General features: G+C 41.2%; 18 protein-coding genes and 1 pseudogene. 1 reads left to right on the forward strand and 18 read right to left on the reverse strand.

Going from position 1 to position 16,842, the window contains the following annotated elements; genetic code table 11:
* Positions 1-119: 119 nt before the first annotated feature.
* From KKD20_03575 to KKD20_03600, 6 genes and pseudogenes are all read right to left on the reverse strand, one after another.
* The gene (locus tag KKD20_03575; GenBank protein MBU4332175.1) at positions 120-752 is read right to left on the reverse strand and encodes an HD domain-containing protein; all 633 of its coding nucleotides are present in this window, start codon (positions 750-752) and stop codon (positions 120-122) included.
* A gap of 100 nt (positions 753-852) precedes the next feature.
* On the reverse strand, positions 853-1,632 hold the full coding sequence (locus KKD20_03580; protein MBU4332176.1) for a lytic murein transglycosylase: 780 nt from the start codon (positions 1,630-1,632) through the stop codon (positions 853-855).
* Between the two features lie 136 nt (positions 1,633-1,768).
* On the reverse strand, positions 1,769-1,984 hold the full coding sequence (locus tag KKD20_03585) for a hypothetical protein (protein MBU4332177.1): 216 nt from the start codon (positions 1,982-1,984) through the stop codon (positions 1,769-1,771).
* A gap of 112 nt (positions 1,985-2,096) precedes the next feature.
* Positions 2,097-3,357: pseudogene (gene thiC, locus KKD20_03590) on the reverse strand (phosphomethylpyrimidine synthase ThiC).
* 204 nt (positions 3,358-3,561) lie between these two features.
* Positions 3,562-3,747, reverse strand: coding sequence for a hypothetical protein (locus tag KKD20_03595; protein ID MBU4332178.1), 186 nt, complete (start codon positions 3,745-3,747; stop codon positions 3,562-3,564).
* Positions 3,748-4,355: 608 nt separating this feature from the next.
* Positions 4,356-6,104 carry a carboxypeptidase-like regulatory domain-containing protein gene (locus tag KKD20_03600; GenBank protein MBU4332179.1) on the reverse strand — a complete coding sequence of 583 codons (1,749 nt, stop codon included), beginning with the start codon at positions 6,102-6,104 and terminating at the stop codon, positions 4,356-4,358.
* On the opposite strand from KKD20_03600, the gene KKD20_03605 reads away from it, so the two are divergent.
* Positions 6,082-6,249, forward strand: coding sequence for a hypothetical protein (locus KKD20_03605; GenBank protein MBU4332180.1), 168 nt, complete (start codon positions 6,082-6,084; stop codon positions 6,247-6,249). The two genes, KKD20_03600 and KKD20_03605, sit on opposite strands and share 23 nt — an antisense overlap.
* Positions 6,250-6,296: 47 nt before the next feature.
* Here KKD20_03605 and KKD20_03610 read toward each other — a convergent pair whose 3' ends face one another.
* The 12 genes from KKD20_03610 to KKD20_03665 all read right to left on the reverse strand — a co-directional run bounded on the left by KKD20_03610 (position 6,297) and on the right by KKD20_03665 (position 16,628).
* On the reverse strand, positions 6,297-6,797 hold the full coding sequence (locus KKD20_03610) for a hypothetical protein (GenBank protein ID MBU4332181.1): 501 nt from the start codon (positions 6,795-6,797) through the stop codon (positions 6,297-6,299).
* 19 nt (positions 6,798-6,816) lie between these two features.
* On the reverse strand, positions 6,817-6,963 hold the full coding sequence (locus KKD20_03615) for a hypothetical protein (GenBank protein MBU4332182.1): 147 nt from the start codon (positions 6,961-6,963) through the stop codon (positions 6,817-6,819).
* A gap of 312 nt (positions 6,964-7,275) precedes the next feature.
* Complete coding sequence (locus KKD20_03620) at positions 7,276-8,088, reverse strand: nucleotidyl transferase AbiEii/AbiGii toxin family protein (protein MBU4332183.1); 813 nt, start codon at positions 8,086-8,088, stop codon at positions 7,276-7,278.
* A 7-nt stretch (positions 8,089-8,095) separates the two neighbouring features.
* A complete protein-coding gene (locus KKD20_03625; GenBank protein ID MBU4332184.1) occupies positions 8,096-8,734 on the reverse strand; it encodes a hypothetical protein in 639 nt (212 codons plus the stop codon).
* A 214-nt stretch (positions 8,735-8,948) separates the two neighbouring features.
* The gene (locus tag KKD20_03630) at positions 8,949-9,302 is read right to left on the reverse strand and encodes a four helix bundle protein (GenBank protein MBU4332185.1); all 354 of its coding nucleotides are present in this window, start codon (positions 9,300-9,302) and stop codon (positions 8,949-8,951) included.
* A complete protein-coding gene (locus tag KKD20_03635; protein ID MBU4332186.1) occupies positions 9,295-10,542 on the reverse strand; it encodes an ATP-binding protein in 1,248 nt (415 codons plus the stop codon). Before KKD20_03635 ends, KKD20_03630 begins: the two co-directional genes overlap by 8 nt.
* Positions 10,543-10,637: 95 nt before the next feature.
* A complete protein-coding gene (locus KKD20_03640) occupies positions 10,638-10,946 on the reverse strand; it encodes a four helix bundle protein (protein MBU4332187.1) in 309 nt (102 codons plus the stop codon).
* Positions 10,947-10,978: 32 nt separating this feature from the next.
* Entirely contained in the window at positions 10,979-12,385 is a 1,407-nt protein-coding gene (locus KKD20_03645; GenBank protein ID MBU4332188.1) for a DUF1566 domain-containing protein, read from the reverse strand.
* A 277-nt stretch (positions 12,386-12,662) separates the two neighbouring features.
* Complete coding sequence (locus KKD20_03650) at positions 12,663-13,037, reverse strand: hypothetical protein (GenBank protein MBU4332189.1); 375 nt, start codon at positions 13,035-13,037, stop codon at positions 12,663-12,665.
* Positions 13,038-13,172: 135 nt separating this feature from the next.
* A complete protein-coding gene (locus KKD20_03655; protein MBU4332190.1) occupies positions 13,173-13,757 on the reverse strand; it encodes a hypothetical protein in 585 nt (194 codons plus the stop codon).
* Between the two features lie 44 nt (positions 13,758-13,801).
* Positions 13,802-15,595 (reverse strand): AMP-dependent synthetase/ligase, encoded by a 1,794-nt coding sequence (locus KKD20_03660; GenBank protein MBU4332191.1) that lies wholly within the window; start codon positions 15,593-15,595, stop codon positions 13,802-13,804.
* A 259-nt stretch (positions 15,596-15,854) separates the two neighbouring features.
* Positions 15,855-16,628 carry an alpha/beta fold hydrolase gene (locus KKD20_03665; GenBank protein ID MBU4332192.1) on the reverse strand — a complete coding sequence of 258 codons (774 nt, stop codon included), beginning with the start codon at positions 16,626-16,628 and terminating at the stop codon, positions 15,855-15,857.
* Positions 16,629-16,842 lie beyond the last annotated feature (214 nt).

Genomic DNA, 16,842 nt, shown 5'->3' on the forward strand with positions numbered 1-16,842 from the left:
AAGCCTTCAGTATTCCATTTACTGAAGGCTGTTTTTATTATCCGACTATTTGGCCAGCAACACTCGTTTGATATCGCTGACTAAAACGATTACGCTCAAAAAACCCGAGCTCCCCCTTCTTACACAAAAACCTCATTGGCTTTTTTATACAACTGCGCCAGCTCCCTCACTATTAGATTATCTAAGCGCTCCTGCAAAATCTTTAAAACCTCGCCATAATACCAAAGCTTTTTTTCTTTGGGCGCATTGAATTTTTCCCAAAGAGCCTCGCCTTGCTCTTGGTATTCCCTAATCAGTGAAGATAGATTGTGGATTTTATCAGCCGCGCAAATCAACAAAGCTGGCTCGCTATCATCTTGGAGATTTCTTAAATAACTCTCTTTTCTGGGTTGCCAACTATCTCTGGGATCCGGACCCTTTTCTTCCTGTTCAGTTACTTCTTGAACAATTCTTGCTATTTGCGGACCAAAATCTTTTTCCAGTTCTTCTGGAGTATAATCCGTATCTTCCAATATGTCGTGCAACAAAGCCGCGGCTCGCGTATCATCATCACCCCCAAATCGAGCCACCAATTCCTCAACCTCAATCGGGTGGCTAATAAAAGGCATTGGGGTATCAGTTTTTCGGAACTGACCTTCGTGTTTCGCTTGAGCCATTTTTAAGGCCTTCTCTACTATTGGCGGTAATTCTTCTGCTGTTTGAGAAGATTCAAAATCTTGGTCAGACGGCCTTTTTTGTTCTCTTATTGTCATAATGTCCCTCTCTCAAATTTAGTCAATTAGATTACATTTCAATTATACCACGAAAAATAAAAAACCACCTCAACGTACAGGGGTGGTCTGGGCCAAGGCCCTACTCTTTCATCTTTTGCGCATAGCGCTCAATTGCTGAAACAAATAGCGAATCTCGGTTGTAAGCTCGGAGACTCCCCTGTTGGTCGCGCTGCCAACCGCGTTTAGCTAAAAAATTAGCCATGCTATGGACAGCGTCTTTTAAATTGAAAAGGTCAATTTTCTTATCACCATCTCCGTCCACAGCCAATTCCCAATAACTCGTCGGCATGAACTGGGGAATACCGAGAGCCCCGGCATAGGACGAGTTAATTGCCAAGGGGTCCCAGTTCTGCTGGCAACACATCTTTAAAAAAGCAATTAACTCTTTGGTAGCCCATCCGACCCGGGCCTCACCATAGCGCACCAGACTCACAAAAACCCCAAAAACCTGATAAGAACCTTGATTTTCTCCGAAACAACTCTCTATCCTTAACAAAGCAACCAAGATTTCTTTTTCCACGCCAAATTTTGCTTCCACTTCAGCCAAAAGCGCCTGGTTCTGACGGATAAAATCTTTGCCCAAACCAATTGACTTTTCCGTAAAAAATGGTTTGTAAGGATCATCTTTTCGCTTTCTGGCGGCCTCAAACTTTTGGTATATGTAGGGATAAAATTTCACTGAAGAATCCGAGAGCAAGGCAACCATACTGCCTCTGGAAAACCCTTCCTTCTCCAGGTCGCGCAAAAGCTTATCCTGTTTTTGGTCCTCCCAGTCCTGCGCCCGCTCCGCCGAATCGAGCCGAGCCCAGCTGGCCGGCGCCAGCAAAAGCAAACAAAAGAACAAACCTAAGGTTTTCATTTTGACCTCCTTTTAGGTAGGCGTAATTGTCAAAGTAGCATCAAATAATAATAGCAGATTTTTCAAAAATGTCAATAATATATAAGGAGAAAAAAATAAGGTAATCAAAATGTCAATGACAATCAAGATTACCTCATCAGTCCTTGACTGTGACTGTGTCTTGGATATAAACGCGAATGCTTTTACCGGCTTCATCTCTTAAGATAAAATAAAGGTTCCCTACCCAGCCGGAAGCATCAGCCACTTTTATTGTTTCGTCAACATTGTTTCCAAACTTGTTTTCTTGAAACACCCAGACGGTCTTCCCAACCAAAGCCTGAATCTCTTCTGCAGTCATCTCAAGGGCAAGCATTTTTTCCTCCTTGTTTTTTGGGCCTCCAATATTGGCTATTTTTTTACTCTATCACGCTCCCCTATTTTTTGCAAAAAGAATCTTTCAGGGTTTACCCGGTACCATATTAGGTTCAGAGTTTAAAAACACAAAAATCACCGCACATGGAACAATATTTCTTGGTCTTAAGTTTAGGGTTTTTTCGGCATTCCTGCTCTCTTAGCTGGCCAAATTTTTGCGGGTCAAGCGCGTATTTTAACATTGCCTGCCAATCAACTCTTTGCCTGGCTTGAGCCATCCTGCGATCTCTTGAAATAGCTTGTTTGTTGCCTTTGGCAATATCAACAATATGAGCCGCTAATTTGGTAACCACCACCCCATCGCGGACATCTTGGCTGTCGGGCAAGCCAACGTGCTCTTTAGGCGTTACATAACAAAGAAAATCAGCGCCGTTGAGGCCAGCCAAGGCCCCGCCAATAGCGCCGGCAATGTGGTCATAGCCTAGCGGCAATGTCTGTGGGCAAGGGTCCCAGCACATAAAACGGAGCGCCAAGGCAATATTTTTTTTCTAATCTGACATTTTTCTCTATCTCGTTTAGGGGTATATGGCCCGGACCTTCAATCATCACTTGCACTCCAAATCCTCGAGCTTGTTTTGCTATTTGGCCTAAAATTTTCAGCTCCTGAATCTGGGCTTGGTCCGTGGCATCGGCCAGACAGCCGGGCCGCAAGCCATCGCCCAAACTTAAAGTGATATCATATTGTTTAACAATTTTAAGAATCTCTCCAAACCCCTGATAAAGAAAATTCTCTTTTTTGTGATATCTCATCCAAGCCAGTAAAAAACTGCCGCCCCGGCTCACACACTTCATCAGCCTTTTCTGCACCAGGGGCAACGCCGCTCTGGTAACCCCAGCGTGAACCGTAACAAAATCAACGCCCTCCCGGGCTTGTTTTTCCAGAACTTGCAGATAAATATCCAAGTTCATTTTTTTTATTTGACCCGCTTCCAAAACGGCTTGGTAAATTGGCACCGTGCCCAGAGGAAGCCGGCATTTTCTGATTATTGCCTGGCGAATCTTGTCAGCATTGCGGCTAATGCTTAGATCCATTATGGTATCAGCCCCGGCCTTGACAGCAATATCTAACTTTTTAAGCTCGGTCTTTAAGTTTGATTTAGTTGGCGAAGTGCCGATATTAGCATTAACTTTTACGCGCAAACCCAAACCAATGCCCAGGGGTTTTAAATGCTGGTGATTAGGGTTAGCCAAAATCACTATTAAACCCTTGGCAATTCTTTTTTTTAGCAAACCAACTGGGACATCCTCGGCTTTGGCCACGACCCTCATTTCCGGGGTAATTTTATTTTTTAGAGCGGCCTGAATTTGAGTCATTTTGGAAAAAATTAAAATATTATACCTTAAGTTTAACCTTATTTCCCTCAAAAAGCAATTTTATGTAAAACTCCAGACACCCAGCTCCAGACACCGAGTGTCCTCTTGGACACTCGGTGTCTTTGTCTTAGTCTTTCCAATATAAAAAACCCAAGTGAAAACTCGAGTTTTATGTCACAAATAGAGAGTTAGAAAGCAGTATTTTTAAGGCCCAGTCTTATGCACTAATGCTTCCAGCAAATTTTTAACCTCAACTTGAGCTTGGATTTCGTTACCGCTATTAACGAATTTATTCCACTGGCTCAAAATCTCTTCATCATCTAAATTTCTGACTGCGTTTTCTAAGTTTAACCGGGTTTCAAAATCAATCTCTGTTTCGGCTTTAAGCACTTTTTCTATAAATAATTTCGTGAAATCTAAAACTTTTTCATTAGTTTCAATGGCTTGGACTGTTAGTTCAGTTTGACGCAGGATTTTTTGGATAGAAACATATTTATAACCAAAAAAAAATATTGCTGGCTAATAAAACTAAAACTAAAATAATCCAAAATAAATTGGAAATGGCAATGGGGCGATTTAGAGGATTATTTTGGTCGAGCATTTGTAGTTAAGAATTTAGAATTAAGAAGCGTAAAAAATAGTGTCATTGCGAGCGACTCACTGTCTGTGCCAAGTAATACTGGCCAGGGCAATGAAGAGTAAGATAGGCTTGTAGGGATGTGGGGAGCGAAGCAATCCCGTTGATTACCTGTGGACATTGTTACTCTCCCCTGTCTACAGGTCATCAACGGGATTGCCGCACTCTTTTTTGCTCCTGTCGTGAACATTGCTGGTCTTTTATCCTGGTCTGTCTCGCGCGGCATATCCTACTGTCGCTCGCAATGACACTGATTGCTATGCCGCTCGCAATGACAGGGGGGAATAGGGCTCGCAATGACAGAGTTTTTTTTACAGCTGGGTCAATGATTGGCTTTTGCTTCTTAGCCGCTTCTTAATTTTTACTTCTTAATTCTCTCCCGCAACTTATCTCTATAAAAATTATACAACAAAAGCAAAACAACTACAACCAGCAATATCACTTTCCAATCAATCGCCTTAAGCCAAGCGTGTTTAGTTTTAAGCTCAATATTGGTATGAATTCCCGCGCCTTGTTTAACTTGAAGCGGCTTGCCTTCGTAATCTTCGTAGCCCGGCGCTTCAATGTTCAAATAATACGAGCCTTCCGGCACGAGAAAAGAATATTTGCCCGTGTTATTGGTAATCTGCGGATTTTCCTGCTGGAATTCGCTGGCCGGCCATTCTTCATATTTTTTGCTTTGGGGATTAAGCCAAAAAAGAGAAATTATCGCGCCAGGAATTCTGGTTTCTTTGTCGCCTAATTTCTCATAAACATAGCCTTCCGGATCAATCACGGTAATCAATCTAATCTCTTTGGTTCCTAAATTAATGTCTTGATAATCTAGCAAAGTAATAATCTCATATTCGCCGGCAACTACTGGGGCGGCGATTTCCGCGGTATAAATGCCGTCCCCGTCTTTATCCGTATATTCAAATTCTTGAAGCGCTAACCGAGTTTCCAACTGCGATTCCGCGCTAACGCCCAAAACCAGGGGTCTTGCCAGTTCACTGCCTTCTAAAGCAATGTATTGCGTAGGCGGAGGCGCTTGAGCCAAAACCGGTTTAGCAAAAATGCTTTGCGATAAAACATCAGCCAAACTAAGTTCCGGAAAAGCCGGAATCAGAGACATATCCACTGCTGTTAAAACTAAATAACCTTTGATTTCCTTAACCGGCGCTTCTGGTTTAATTATCAATTTTAACGGCTGCCCAGAAATAGTGGTGATTTTCTGCGAAGTTTGGCCCTGCTCATTGATTGTTAAATCAATGTCTAAGTCAATTGTCTCGTTGCCAGTTTTAGCAAAAACGATTTCCGTGGGAATTTCCTCTTTCAAACTCGCGGATAATTTTGCAAGCGGCACACCCTTGGGCAAGGTAAACCCGGCTCTTCCCAAGTCTAATTGCGGCAAATCAAGCAGTTTAGTCAAGCACGGCAAAGTTAATTTAGCGGTTTTTAATTTTTCTAAATCAGTAAATTTAGTAATCCCGAGTTTAGCAAAAGTTTGGCTTAGATTAGGAAATTTCTGGGCCAAGGTTCTTACTTCTTCCGGCAAGGGTTCAAGCACAAACTGCTTAATCCCGGACTCGGGCAAAAGTGACCAATCCCCTCGCATTGCTTGAGGCGCTTGCTTGGGCAAAGTCTGCTCAAACGGCTTTTCTTCGGGCTCCTCCTGTTTAGGCTCGGGTTTTAGAAAATCTGGAATGATTTTGGAAACTGCCTCGCCCACCCGCTGAATCACCGGCTTTTTAACGACTTTTTCTTTAACAACTTCTGGTTCAGGTTCAACTTGGCTTTGTTCCGGCGGAGCTTCTGGCTGGGCCCCTTCTTTGGGTGGTGTTGAGGGTGGAGCAATTTTTTGATAAGCAATAGAATCAGAAACTAATTGGGATGGCTGGCCGTATTGGGTGTAAAATTTAACATAAACCGTGTACGCGCCTTCAAGGCACTCGGCTCGGCCTTCGCAAAGGTTCCAGAAATAAGAGGAGGAAAAAGCAATTTGCCCGGTTGAGCCCGGCATCTGGTTTAAATCGGAAAAATTAGAAATTGCCATCTTGGCAACATCAGCACCGGCATAAAAATTTAAAGTAACAAGGGGGCTTAAAGTAATGCCAGTGCCATTATTGATCATCACCTTTAACTCGCCGGAAGGGTTTTCCGGGCTGGAGGCAGACGTTGAAGGCGGATTAGAAGAGCCGGACGGAGCGCCGCCGCCGCTTGCTGGGTCTGTTTCATCAGTATCAGTTAAAGAACTGCAGCCCGGGTCAGCCGGATAATCAGTTAACCCGTCGCCGTCATCATCGCTGGAATTGTTGCAAGCTGGTCAGGCGCTTTGGGGGCGCCAGTCCGTATTAACTTTATAATCAACCGTTGCGCAGGAATCAGTCGTGGCGCAGTTAAAAATAATCCAACCCACATTTTCGCCCCAGGCATAGCCGGAAAAATTTCCACTTGAATCAATTGAAACTCCGCCATAAGTTGGATTGAACTGGAGCCAGCCCGCGTTCTCGGTCCAAGCATAGCCGGTTAAGGCGCCAGCGCCGTCATTAGAGATGCTGTAATCCACGGTGGCGCAGGAATTATCATTTGAACAATTTAGCGAAACCCAGCCGATGTTCTCGCCCCAGGCATAGCCGGTTAGGGCCGAATCTGTAATCTGCACATTGCCCTCGGTTGTTCCAAAATCCAGCCAGCCAAGATTCTCGGTCCAGGCGTATTTGTTGGTGGAATCAATGGTGCCGCTGGTATTGGAAGCCGAGGCAAAAACCGGGAAAAGTAAAATTCCTAAAGCTAAAATAATAATTGTTATTGGTTTTATTTTCATTTGATAATGTTTAGCTAAACTAAGCCACTGCCAAATTGGCTTCCATAACTTTTAACCTGCCTGGAGACGAAAACCACTCGCGTCGGGGTTTACAAACTTCAAGTCGCCGCCATTGATTCTGTGAAAGAACTGATATTACTAAGGTTTGTTTTTTGATGAAGTTCATAGAACGTGAAGTTAGAAATCAGTATTTCGCTTTTTTGATTTCTTTCTGGGTATCTTTGAGATGCTTATCGGTCAGGTTTTTCAATTTTTCAAAATCATTTTTATAATAAACATCAGTATCAAACCTGCCGGCAAAATCAAATCTCCGGCCAGCGGCAATTTCCTTTGCCCGCGCAGCATAGGCATAATGAATAAATTTATCCGCATTATCTTTGTCGCCTAATGCAGAGCGCCGCTCCGCCCCTGCCGCCGGGCGTAGAGAGCTTGAGGTGAATAAAAATAACGGTTCTTTGCAGGATCCTTTACGCAGGTATTATAGATATTTTTTTATAATCTTCTTATAGTTCTTGCAGAAATCCTCAATGAACGGCTGGTCAGGAAAAAAGTTTTTCAAATCATAAGAAAGTTTTTTTGACGTCACGGCTTTTTCAATTCTTTCTTTCAATTTTTCCTTCAGCTCTTCTTTGTTGGAAACACCAATCAATCTTTTAAGATTTTTATAATCCGGTTCTACCTTTTTTTGAAAATACCAATAAATGTCGTAAAAATCCCTTCCCTTAATGTTAATCTTATTTTCTTGCCCCTTAAGCCATTGCCGGCTAAAAATAGCATAGATTTTTCCGGTCATCAGAAATTTTAAAGAATAATTTTTAGTCAGAAAATTAAAACCATATTGAGAAACCGGAATTAGTTCTGTTTCTGAATTTTGGAACGCGGTCCTACTCGGCTCAAGTTTAACATATAGCCAATCGCTTTCGCCGGCCCCGGCCAAACCGAGCTCTTTTAAAAGAGAAAATTTTAAGTATACCCTGGTTTTTCCCTGACATTTTACAGCGATTTTCAGCAAATAATTTTTTAAGAAAAACTTCTCCAAATCTTTGGCTAATTTTTCTAATTTTAGCTTTTGATAATCTTTTGGCAATAAATCAAAATCTAAATCTTCTGAAAGGCGCGGAGCGCCATAGCAAATTCTTAAACAAGAACCGCCAGTAAAAACAAGCCGTTTATAATTCGGATTATTGTAAATGAACTGCAAAACCGGGTATTGCAAATATTCCTTTAAAAAATTGCGAATCACAAAATCGGGCACGCCAGCCATTTTTTTCTCCGCCGTTAAGTTTTTCATAATTTGTTTAAGCATAATAAAGCTTTTTTATTGCTTCAAAAGCTTCTTTAACCTTGCGGCTCGGCGTGAATTTTAAAAACGAAACGGCCTTTTGAAATTCCTTTCGGCTGATATTTTCCCAATTTAAACGCAAACTTTCTATTGCCTCTTTGGTTATCGCCTTATTTTTTAAAAACCTCAAATAGATATAATCAAACAGAGCTTTTTCTTTGGAGGCCTCGAATATTGGAGCGTCAATAAAATATCTTGTCCGATAACCGCAAAAAAGATTGGGAGTGATTGAATAATAACGAAAAATGCCAAGCTTGTTGGAAATTTCCCGTGTTGACTTGGAAGAAATTAAGGTTAAGACTCGAATCGGTTCGCTTAAAATTTGGTATTTATCTAAGACATATTCCAGGGAAAGATAGGCGGGCGTGACTAAAACAACGGCTAAATATTCAAGATACAGCTCTTTTTGCCTTTCTTTCTCAAAGCGGTCTTTTAGGACATAGGTTCCTTTTTTTAACTGGATAAGTTCGCCGTTTTTCAGCCAATACTTGATATTTTCATTTAAAGCATCTTCATTCGGTTCTAAATCCCGCAGTGTTTCTTTTTTAAAAATCAGCAATTTTTTTGAAGTAATTTTTAGCTTTGACAGTTCCATAACATTGTTTAGTAATTAGTATATTAATTATACCAATTCTGGAATAGATGTCAACGCCAGTCCGCCGCTATTTAAGAATAAATCCTCTCCAGACACCGAGCGTCCAAGAGAACACTGGGTGTCTTTGTCTTATATTATACCACAAACCAATCTAAAACCCAAGCAGCCGGAAAATTTGAGAGAGATGAGGATTAGTTTCACTGCCCGTTTCTGTTTATCTTGTTGGCTGCGAAGCAGACCAGCGAGACCAGCCGCCGATCATTCGGCCGATTTCCTCCATTTCCCTTTGCGCTTGGCTGAATTTTTTGGAAGTGATAAGACCAATTTCATAAGCCAAACGAAAACGAATTTTGAATTTGTCAAAAAGCTGGCTGATTTTTTCAATGCCTTCTCCTTTCTCGCTATCCGGCAAGGAATTGGTTTTAATAATCTCGTCTAATATCTGCCAAATTATTTGCTGTAATTCGGCGCCCAAATTACCATTATGCGTATCGGCACATATCGGCTCCAGGTATAACCTGGAGCCATCGGGGGGGGTATACCTAACTGACCAGCGATGGCTAAACATCTGTTCCTATCAGCCATTTATAAACAGGTTTTATTATCAGCTTTTTCTTGTCTATTTTTATAATGTCTTCTTCATTCAAGGTAAGAATAAGACCTTGCTTTAATTTAAACTCATCCATCGCTTCTAATAAACCTTCAATTTCCCTCTTTTTGTTTTCTTTGGTTAGAGCCAGGGTTGCTTGGACAGCCGAGGTAATTTTATTTTTTTCTTTAATAATAAAATCGCATTCTTTTTTGTCTTTATAATAATAAATTTCCTGGCCTCGTCTTTTTAATTCAATAAAAATTAAATTTTCCAGCATCTTGCCTTTGTCTTCTGAAAAAGAAAATGCCACCGTGTTTCTCATGCCGTTGTCTATAACATAAACTTTTTTGTCGGATACATATTGTTTTTTGAGCGAATAATCATATTTGTATAATTCAAAAATCAAATAGCTTTCCTGCATAAATTCCAAATAATTCTTAACCGAGGTTGCGCTCTTAAAGTTTAAAGTATTTTTTAAAGAATGATAGCTTATTTCTTGAGTAAAATTAGCAAATAAATAATTCGCTAATTGTTTAAAATTTTTAGTGTCTTTAATTTGGAAACGAACCAACAAATCCTTATAAATCACATCTTCGTAAATTCGTTTAACAAATTCGCTGTCTTGATGCTTAACAAATTCCGGAAATCCGCCTTGTTTCAAATAATAATCAAAATTTTTTAAAATATCGGCTTGAGCGATCGTTCCCTTCATTTGAAAATCTTTTTTCTTAAACATCAGAAATTCCTTAAAAGAAAAAGGATACAGATCTATTTTAAAATAACGGCCGGTTAAATGGGTGGCCAGCTCCGAGCCAAGCAACTTGGCGTTTGACCCGGTTATAAAAACTTTATAGCCTTCATCATAAATTCTTCTGACAAACCTTTCCCATTTCGGCACATTCTGAATTTCGTCCAAAAAAATCGTTTGGGCCTGATGCGTTTTGCGGAATGCCAGCATTAAATTTTGGAAATCTGAAACCTCAAAACCCAGAAGCCTTTCGTCGTCAAAACTAATATAATAAAATTGCTTTATTTTTCTTGAAAATTGAGCTAAAAGCGTTGACTTGCCGCTCCTCCTGATGCCAGAAATAGCGGTTATTTGGTTGGTTCTTAAATATTTCTGAAAATTAATGTCCCGAATTACGCCTATGTCTTTGGACCTAAAGGCGCTTGATTGATCAGAAATAATATCTTCTAATTTGTTTATGTTTATCATAAATTATTTACATTGTAAATGTTAATAATATAAATTTATACACATTTACAGTGTAAATTATATTAAACCGTTTGTCAAATATTGCTTATTCGCAATTACCCGCCAAATTCCTTTTGCGCTTGGCTGAATTTTTTGGAAGTAATAAGACCAATTTCATAAGCCAACCGAAACCGAATTTTAAATTTATCAAAAAGTCGGCTGATTTTTTCAATGCCTTCCTTCTTCTGGCTGTCTGGCAAAGAATTGGTTTGGATAATTTCATCTAATACCTGCCAGATTATCTGTTGCAATTCTGCGCCCAAACTATATTTATATTCTTTGCGAAATTGCTGGACGACCCTGTAAACAAATTTAATGAACTCATAAGTTTTGATATAAATCGGCAAATGGGAATATTGAGCCATAAAATTTTGCTGTAAGCATAAAATCTATTGCCTTAACGAACACAGCGGACATTGTAACTGAAAGTCTTAGTACCGTAGCTCGTGTTGCCGTTGTTCAAGTTCACGTTCCAGGCATTGGCAGTATTATTGTAGTTCTCCGTAGAAGACCAGAAGTTGTTGCCGGGATTAGGCAAACTGTTAGCAGAACCGTCAATATAGGCCTGTTGTAATTGTTTCTGCGTTGGCAAATACCAATCGCTATAACCGCCAAAACCGCCTCCTGAATTATACGAGTTTAACGCGTTGCAAAAACCAATGGCTCGACCCCCGGTTGGCCTGGTTCCGTCAGTCACTGCGCCAAAAGTATTTTTAGTTGAGCTGGCGGAACCGGCTTCTGCCGCTACATCGGACCAGTACAAGCCCGTGCGCCCATCTCTTTTAATCATACCGCTAAATAAATCCAGTTCAGACGGCTCGTCCTCGCCAGCAGCAACCGAGCCCAGATAATTTATCGCTTGGTAATCGCTTGCTGGCAAGTCCGCTATTATGGTCCAGGTCGCCTCCTCGCCGGTGTATTCACCGCTCGTGCCAGTAGAACTAACCCAGTCATCTTTGGTTTGGTTTTTTTGATTGGTGAACATACTGCCAGTAACCTGCGCGCCGTCAACAAAAGCAATTTTATCATTGGCAATATCGCCAGCCGCGGCGTCGCCGGCGGAAGTGTCCACCACATTAACATTGCCAGCAAAACCAAAAATTGTTACACCGCTTTTAATGTTGGCGCTGGCCAAATACGAATCCACAGCGGCCAAAGTCGTAGCCTCATAATAACCGGCGCTCACGGTATCGTTAGCATCTGATAAAGTTTGAGTGGTTATTGAACCGGTTACTTCTACGCCATCCACCCAGGCGATTTTGCCGGCAAGGATATCCGTGTCCGCGGCATCGCCCGTGTCTTTCATGCACCAGCGGTTAGAGCCGTCGCCGGCGCCGTCATAAGCAGTGGAAACCAGATTGTCTGCGCCGTCAAAGCTGGAAGTGGCGCAAGCTAAAACAAGGGTGCCGGTATCTAAAGTCCAGTCCGCGGTTAAGTGCGCGGTTTTAGCGGAAAAAACATCAGCCGCCGCAGCCGTGCCGCCGTCCGGAGTTAAAGTGCCGGCTACGCCAAGATACGAGGTACCCAGTTTGACCGTAGTCGTGGCAATATCCGGAATTGCCTCATAAATCTGCTTAAGAGTGTAAAGAGTGGCGGCAGGCAAAGCAGAAGGCGCAAAATCGTGATTAGCTTCGGTGTTAGTGGCGTTGGTCGCCAGCCGGTTGTAAATGTCAGTTAAAGTGTAAAAAGTCGCGGCTGGGCTGGCGGATGGCGTTAAAGAGCCGGCTTTGACAATAGCCGCCACCAAGCCAATAGAAGCTACTACTACTAAAATGAATTTGAGCGTTGCCAGCCAAGGGCTCATCCGCCTCTGGCGGAAAAAAAGGGTTTTTTTTAAGCATGGGATTGGAATATTAAAATTTTTAGAAATTTGCTGTTTAGCCCTATCTGGTTTTATTTTACCACTATTTAGTGAATAAAACCAACTGATTTATCCACAATGTAAAACTCCAGACACAAACTCCAGACACCGAGTGTCCAAGAGGACACTCGGTGTCTTTGTCTTAGTCTTTCCAATATAAAAAAGCCGTTCTGATGCTGCCAGAGCGGCCCTTGGTAAAGTCTAAAAAAACTATTTATTCCTAAATGTCAGCAACAGTCACGGACTGCGAAACAATTATCATGATAGCAACTAAAGGGTATTCTCTGTTAAATTTGTAAATCATTGCCATGACTTCAAAAAGAATCTGAGCAGCTACCCTGACAAATTCTTGCCGATAAAGCAATATTTTTCCGGTGCAGGGAATCAGGCCATTTTCCAAGCCTAAACCCATTCTAATTTCTATCTCGCAGGGCAACCCTGCAAAACGTTTGATTGAATCCCGGATTTGCATAACCAACGGATTCTCATTATATTGCTGGTCAGAAGTCAAAACATTAATCCCCGTCTTAGTCGTAAAAACAAAGTCTTGACAATCGCGCAATTTGGAAAATTCTTTAGACTCAATAGTAATCATCTTTCCTCCTTCCTCCTCTCACGATACACGATGCGCGTATCACAATACAAGACGAGTTATTCGGGATTGTGTTCGTGTATCGTAATGTGAGTCGTGTTATGCGTAGCGTGAATCGTGATTTAGGCAATCCCATATTTACCTCCACTCTTGAGGTGAACTTTTGGGAAAATGTTTTTCAACTGCTTGCCAAAAACCTCGAGAAGCCTCATCAAGTTTTAAGTTGACAATCTTGACTTTGCCGGTTTTTTGGTTGACTATCGCTCTGCCCTGGTCATCATTTTTAAAAACTATCAAATTGGGTGCTGGAGACGACTGGGCGCCAAAACAAAACACTAATCCAAAATCTTCTACTCTGATTCCGGCAAGGCATTGACGGAACAATTCCATATCCGCAAGCCACTGCCAAAACAGTTCCGCGGCCTCGCTAAGTTTCAAATTCATAATCTTAACTTGACAAGGCTTCTGGGTAATTTCTACTTTACCAGTACCATCACGATTTTCAAAAATTATCTGCCGAATATCAAACTTCAACTGGTTTCCGCGGTAAAATATGTCAGAGGAACAAGATATTGTTTCGGACTCTAGCAATTCTTCTGCTGCCTTTTCGAATTGATTCTTTGAGTGTAGCGGGGCTGGCTTAATATCACTGACAGTCAAAAACAAAACAGTTGCAAGCACTGCTAACCCCAACAAAAGCAACCAAAGTCTGTCTGTTCTCATGTCTAATTCCCCCTTGTTGAATTTTAAAAAGGACAATTTTACTTCTATAACCCATAACCCTCTTTATACATCGCCTCAACCTCCTTCTTATACTTACTCCCAATCACAGCCCGGCGCAGTTTTAAAGTCGGAGTTAACTCCTCGGCTTCTTGGCTAAACTCTTGGGCGATAAGCGCGAACTTTTTCACTTTTTCAAAATCAGAAAACTCGCGCAGTTGACGCTCAATTTCCTGTTCAAAAAGATGCTTGACTGCATCATTGGCCAACAGTTCTCTAATCTCTCTATAACTTATTTGTCTTTCTTTGGCAAATTCTTTTAATTTTTCAAAATCAGGCACAATTAAACTGCTTATAAACTTTCTTTGATTGCCGATAATCATGGCTTGATTAATGTATTTTGAAAGTTGCAAAGCATTTTCAACTGGCTCGGGCGCCACATTTTTTCCGCCGGCAGTAATAATCATCTCCTTTTTGCGGCCAATGATTGTTAAAAATCCTTGCTCATCTAAAAAACCCAAATCCCCAGTAGCAAACCAACCATCAGCGGCCAATACCTGATGGGTTTCTTGGGGCTTTTTCCAATAGCCAGGCATAACATTGCCGCCTTTGACCATAATCTCTTTGTCCGGGGATATTTTTACTTCTACGGCTTCCAATGGCAAACCGACCGTGCCAAATTCATATTTTTCTAATCTGTTGACAGTGACTACTGGCGCGGTTTCGGTTAAGCCGTAACCCTCAACAATCCGGATGCCCAAGTCCTCAAAAAACCGAGCTATTTGCTTGCTTAAAGAGGCCCCGCCGGAAATAGCAAACCGCAAATGTCCGCCCAAGCCAGCGCGGACTTTTTTACAAACCAGTTTATCTAAAAGGTTGGCCTTAAGTTTTGCAAGTGTACCAAGCGAGCGACCCTCGCGCCGCGCGTGGTGAAGCTCGCTTTGAGCTTTAAGGGCGGCAAAAAATAGTTTTTTCTTTAAGGCTTTTCCTTGTTTGACCTTGTCAAGAATTTTTTCATAGACCCGCTCAAAAATCCTGGGCACGCAAACAAGGACTGTTGGTTTAACTTCGCGCAAGTTATCAGAAAGCTTTTTCACGCTCTCGGCATAATAAATAGTAGCTCCCTTGCTCATTGGCGTATAATAGCCAGCCATTCGTTCCAGCACGTGAGAAAGGGGCAGAAAAGACAAAAAACTATCTTCTTTAATAATAGGCACGGCCTTGGTGGCCGCCTCAACATTGCTTAAAAAATTCTGGTGGCTAAGCATCACGCCTTTGGGCTCGCCGGTAGTGCCCGAAGTATAAACAATACTGGCAATCTCTTGGGGGTTCCCATTTTCCCAATTCAATTTTTTTTGGCAAATCTTGCCTAATTCTATCACCTCGTCAAAAAGCATCATCCCAGGTTCTTTAAATTTACCGTCTAAACAAATAATGGTCTCGAGCATTTTCAGCCGGCTTCTGATGGTTAAAATCTTATCAATATTTTCCTCGCCGGCAACAAATAAAACCTTGGCGCCGGAGTCCTCCAGGATATACTGAATCTTAGCCGCGCTTAGGGTGGTATGGATAGGTACAGAGATGCCATCAGCAGACATGGCGGCCAAATCAACAATAGCCCAAGCTGGCCGATTTTTTGACAAAATGGCTATCCTCTCGCCCTTGGCCAGGCCTAATTCCAAAAGTCCTTGAGCAAAAAAACGAACAAACTGGCTGGATTGAGTGTAGGTTATCCCCTGCCATTGGCCGTCTTTTTTAGCCACCAAAAAATCTTTATTGGGATGTTGACTGACCGTCTGAAAAAATTGACTAGGAATTGTTATCATATAATCATTTAACATATTTTCATTTGTCATCTAAAAATAACTGTAGTTGCTGTAGTTAATAAATTGTTAATGAGGTTAATAAAGTTGTTAATAAAGTTAATAGACCCGTCGTCGCCATTATTAACTCTATTAACTACCGTATTAACTACCTTATTAACCCACCGTATTAACTTTATTTATGTTCACAGATGATAAATGAATATATGTCCAAATGAAAATATTAATCATTCTATCCTACACCCTAATCAAAAAAACCGCAAGCAAAGCGGCTTTTTTATTTTCCGTTATCTTTTAAAAACCCTGTTATTTTTTCAAAAATTTCATGTTTTTGGTCGCAGAAAAAAGGATTATGCTCATGATCATCAAGCAGCATCAGTTCTTTTTTAGCGCTCCTGATTTGTTTATAAACATAGAGCGCGCTCTTGGGATGCACTACCCTATCTCTTGTTGATTGGATAATTAAAGTGGGCACTCTAACCAAAGACGCCTCTTTCTTGGTATAATTCCTGGTAAAATCGAAAAAATCTTTAATATTTTTTATGGCAACTTTTGTGTAGCCGCCCCTGTCTTCATATTCCAAAAGTTCTTTCTTATTGCCCAGTTTTTTTGTTTGATAGTTAAAAAAAATTCTTTTGAGCGGCAACATCAGGCGATAAAAACGATCCCTTCTAATATAAACCGAGGGTCCCAGCAAAATTACTGATTTTATAATGTCAGGATAACGTACAGAAAAGTCAATGGCCAAATTAGCGCCAAAAGAATAGCCAACTAAGAAAATTTTCTGATACTTATCTTTAACTGCTTGAATCTCTTTATCAACCGACTGCCACCAATCGCCAGACGTGGTTTTAGCCAAATCTTCAGGACAAGAGCCATGGCCAGCTAACCTCACCCCCATGGCATCAATTCCTTGACCAGCCAAATATTCACCAATTTCCCGCAAATCATAAATACTCCCGGTAAAGCCGTGAATTAGCAAAGCCAAACTTTGGCTCCCGGGATTAGCCGGATAAAAAAATGGTTTTGCTTTTTCTTTAATTTCAGCCATATATATCTCGCCATTCCTCCTTTCCTAACTAATAAATTCTCTTATCTATTACTAGATTATAACATAAAAGTATGGCACTGTCCCTATATTGGGGTGATAAATTAACTTAGGTGGATTGATTTATAGCTAAGATTACATTAAGATTAGTGAAACTATGGAGTTCAAGGTCTCAAAGTAGACCTTGAGACCTCCATTTCTAACTTTTAATGCAATC

The sequence above is a fragment of the Patescibacteria group bacterium genome, assembly GCA_018896645.1.
In the GTDB taxonomy this organism is placed as follows: Bacteria; Patescibacteriota; Patescibacteriia; order UBA2591; family JABMQE01; genus JAHIMF01.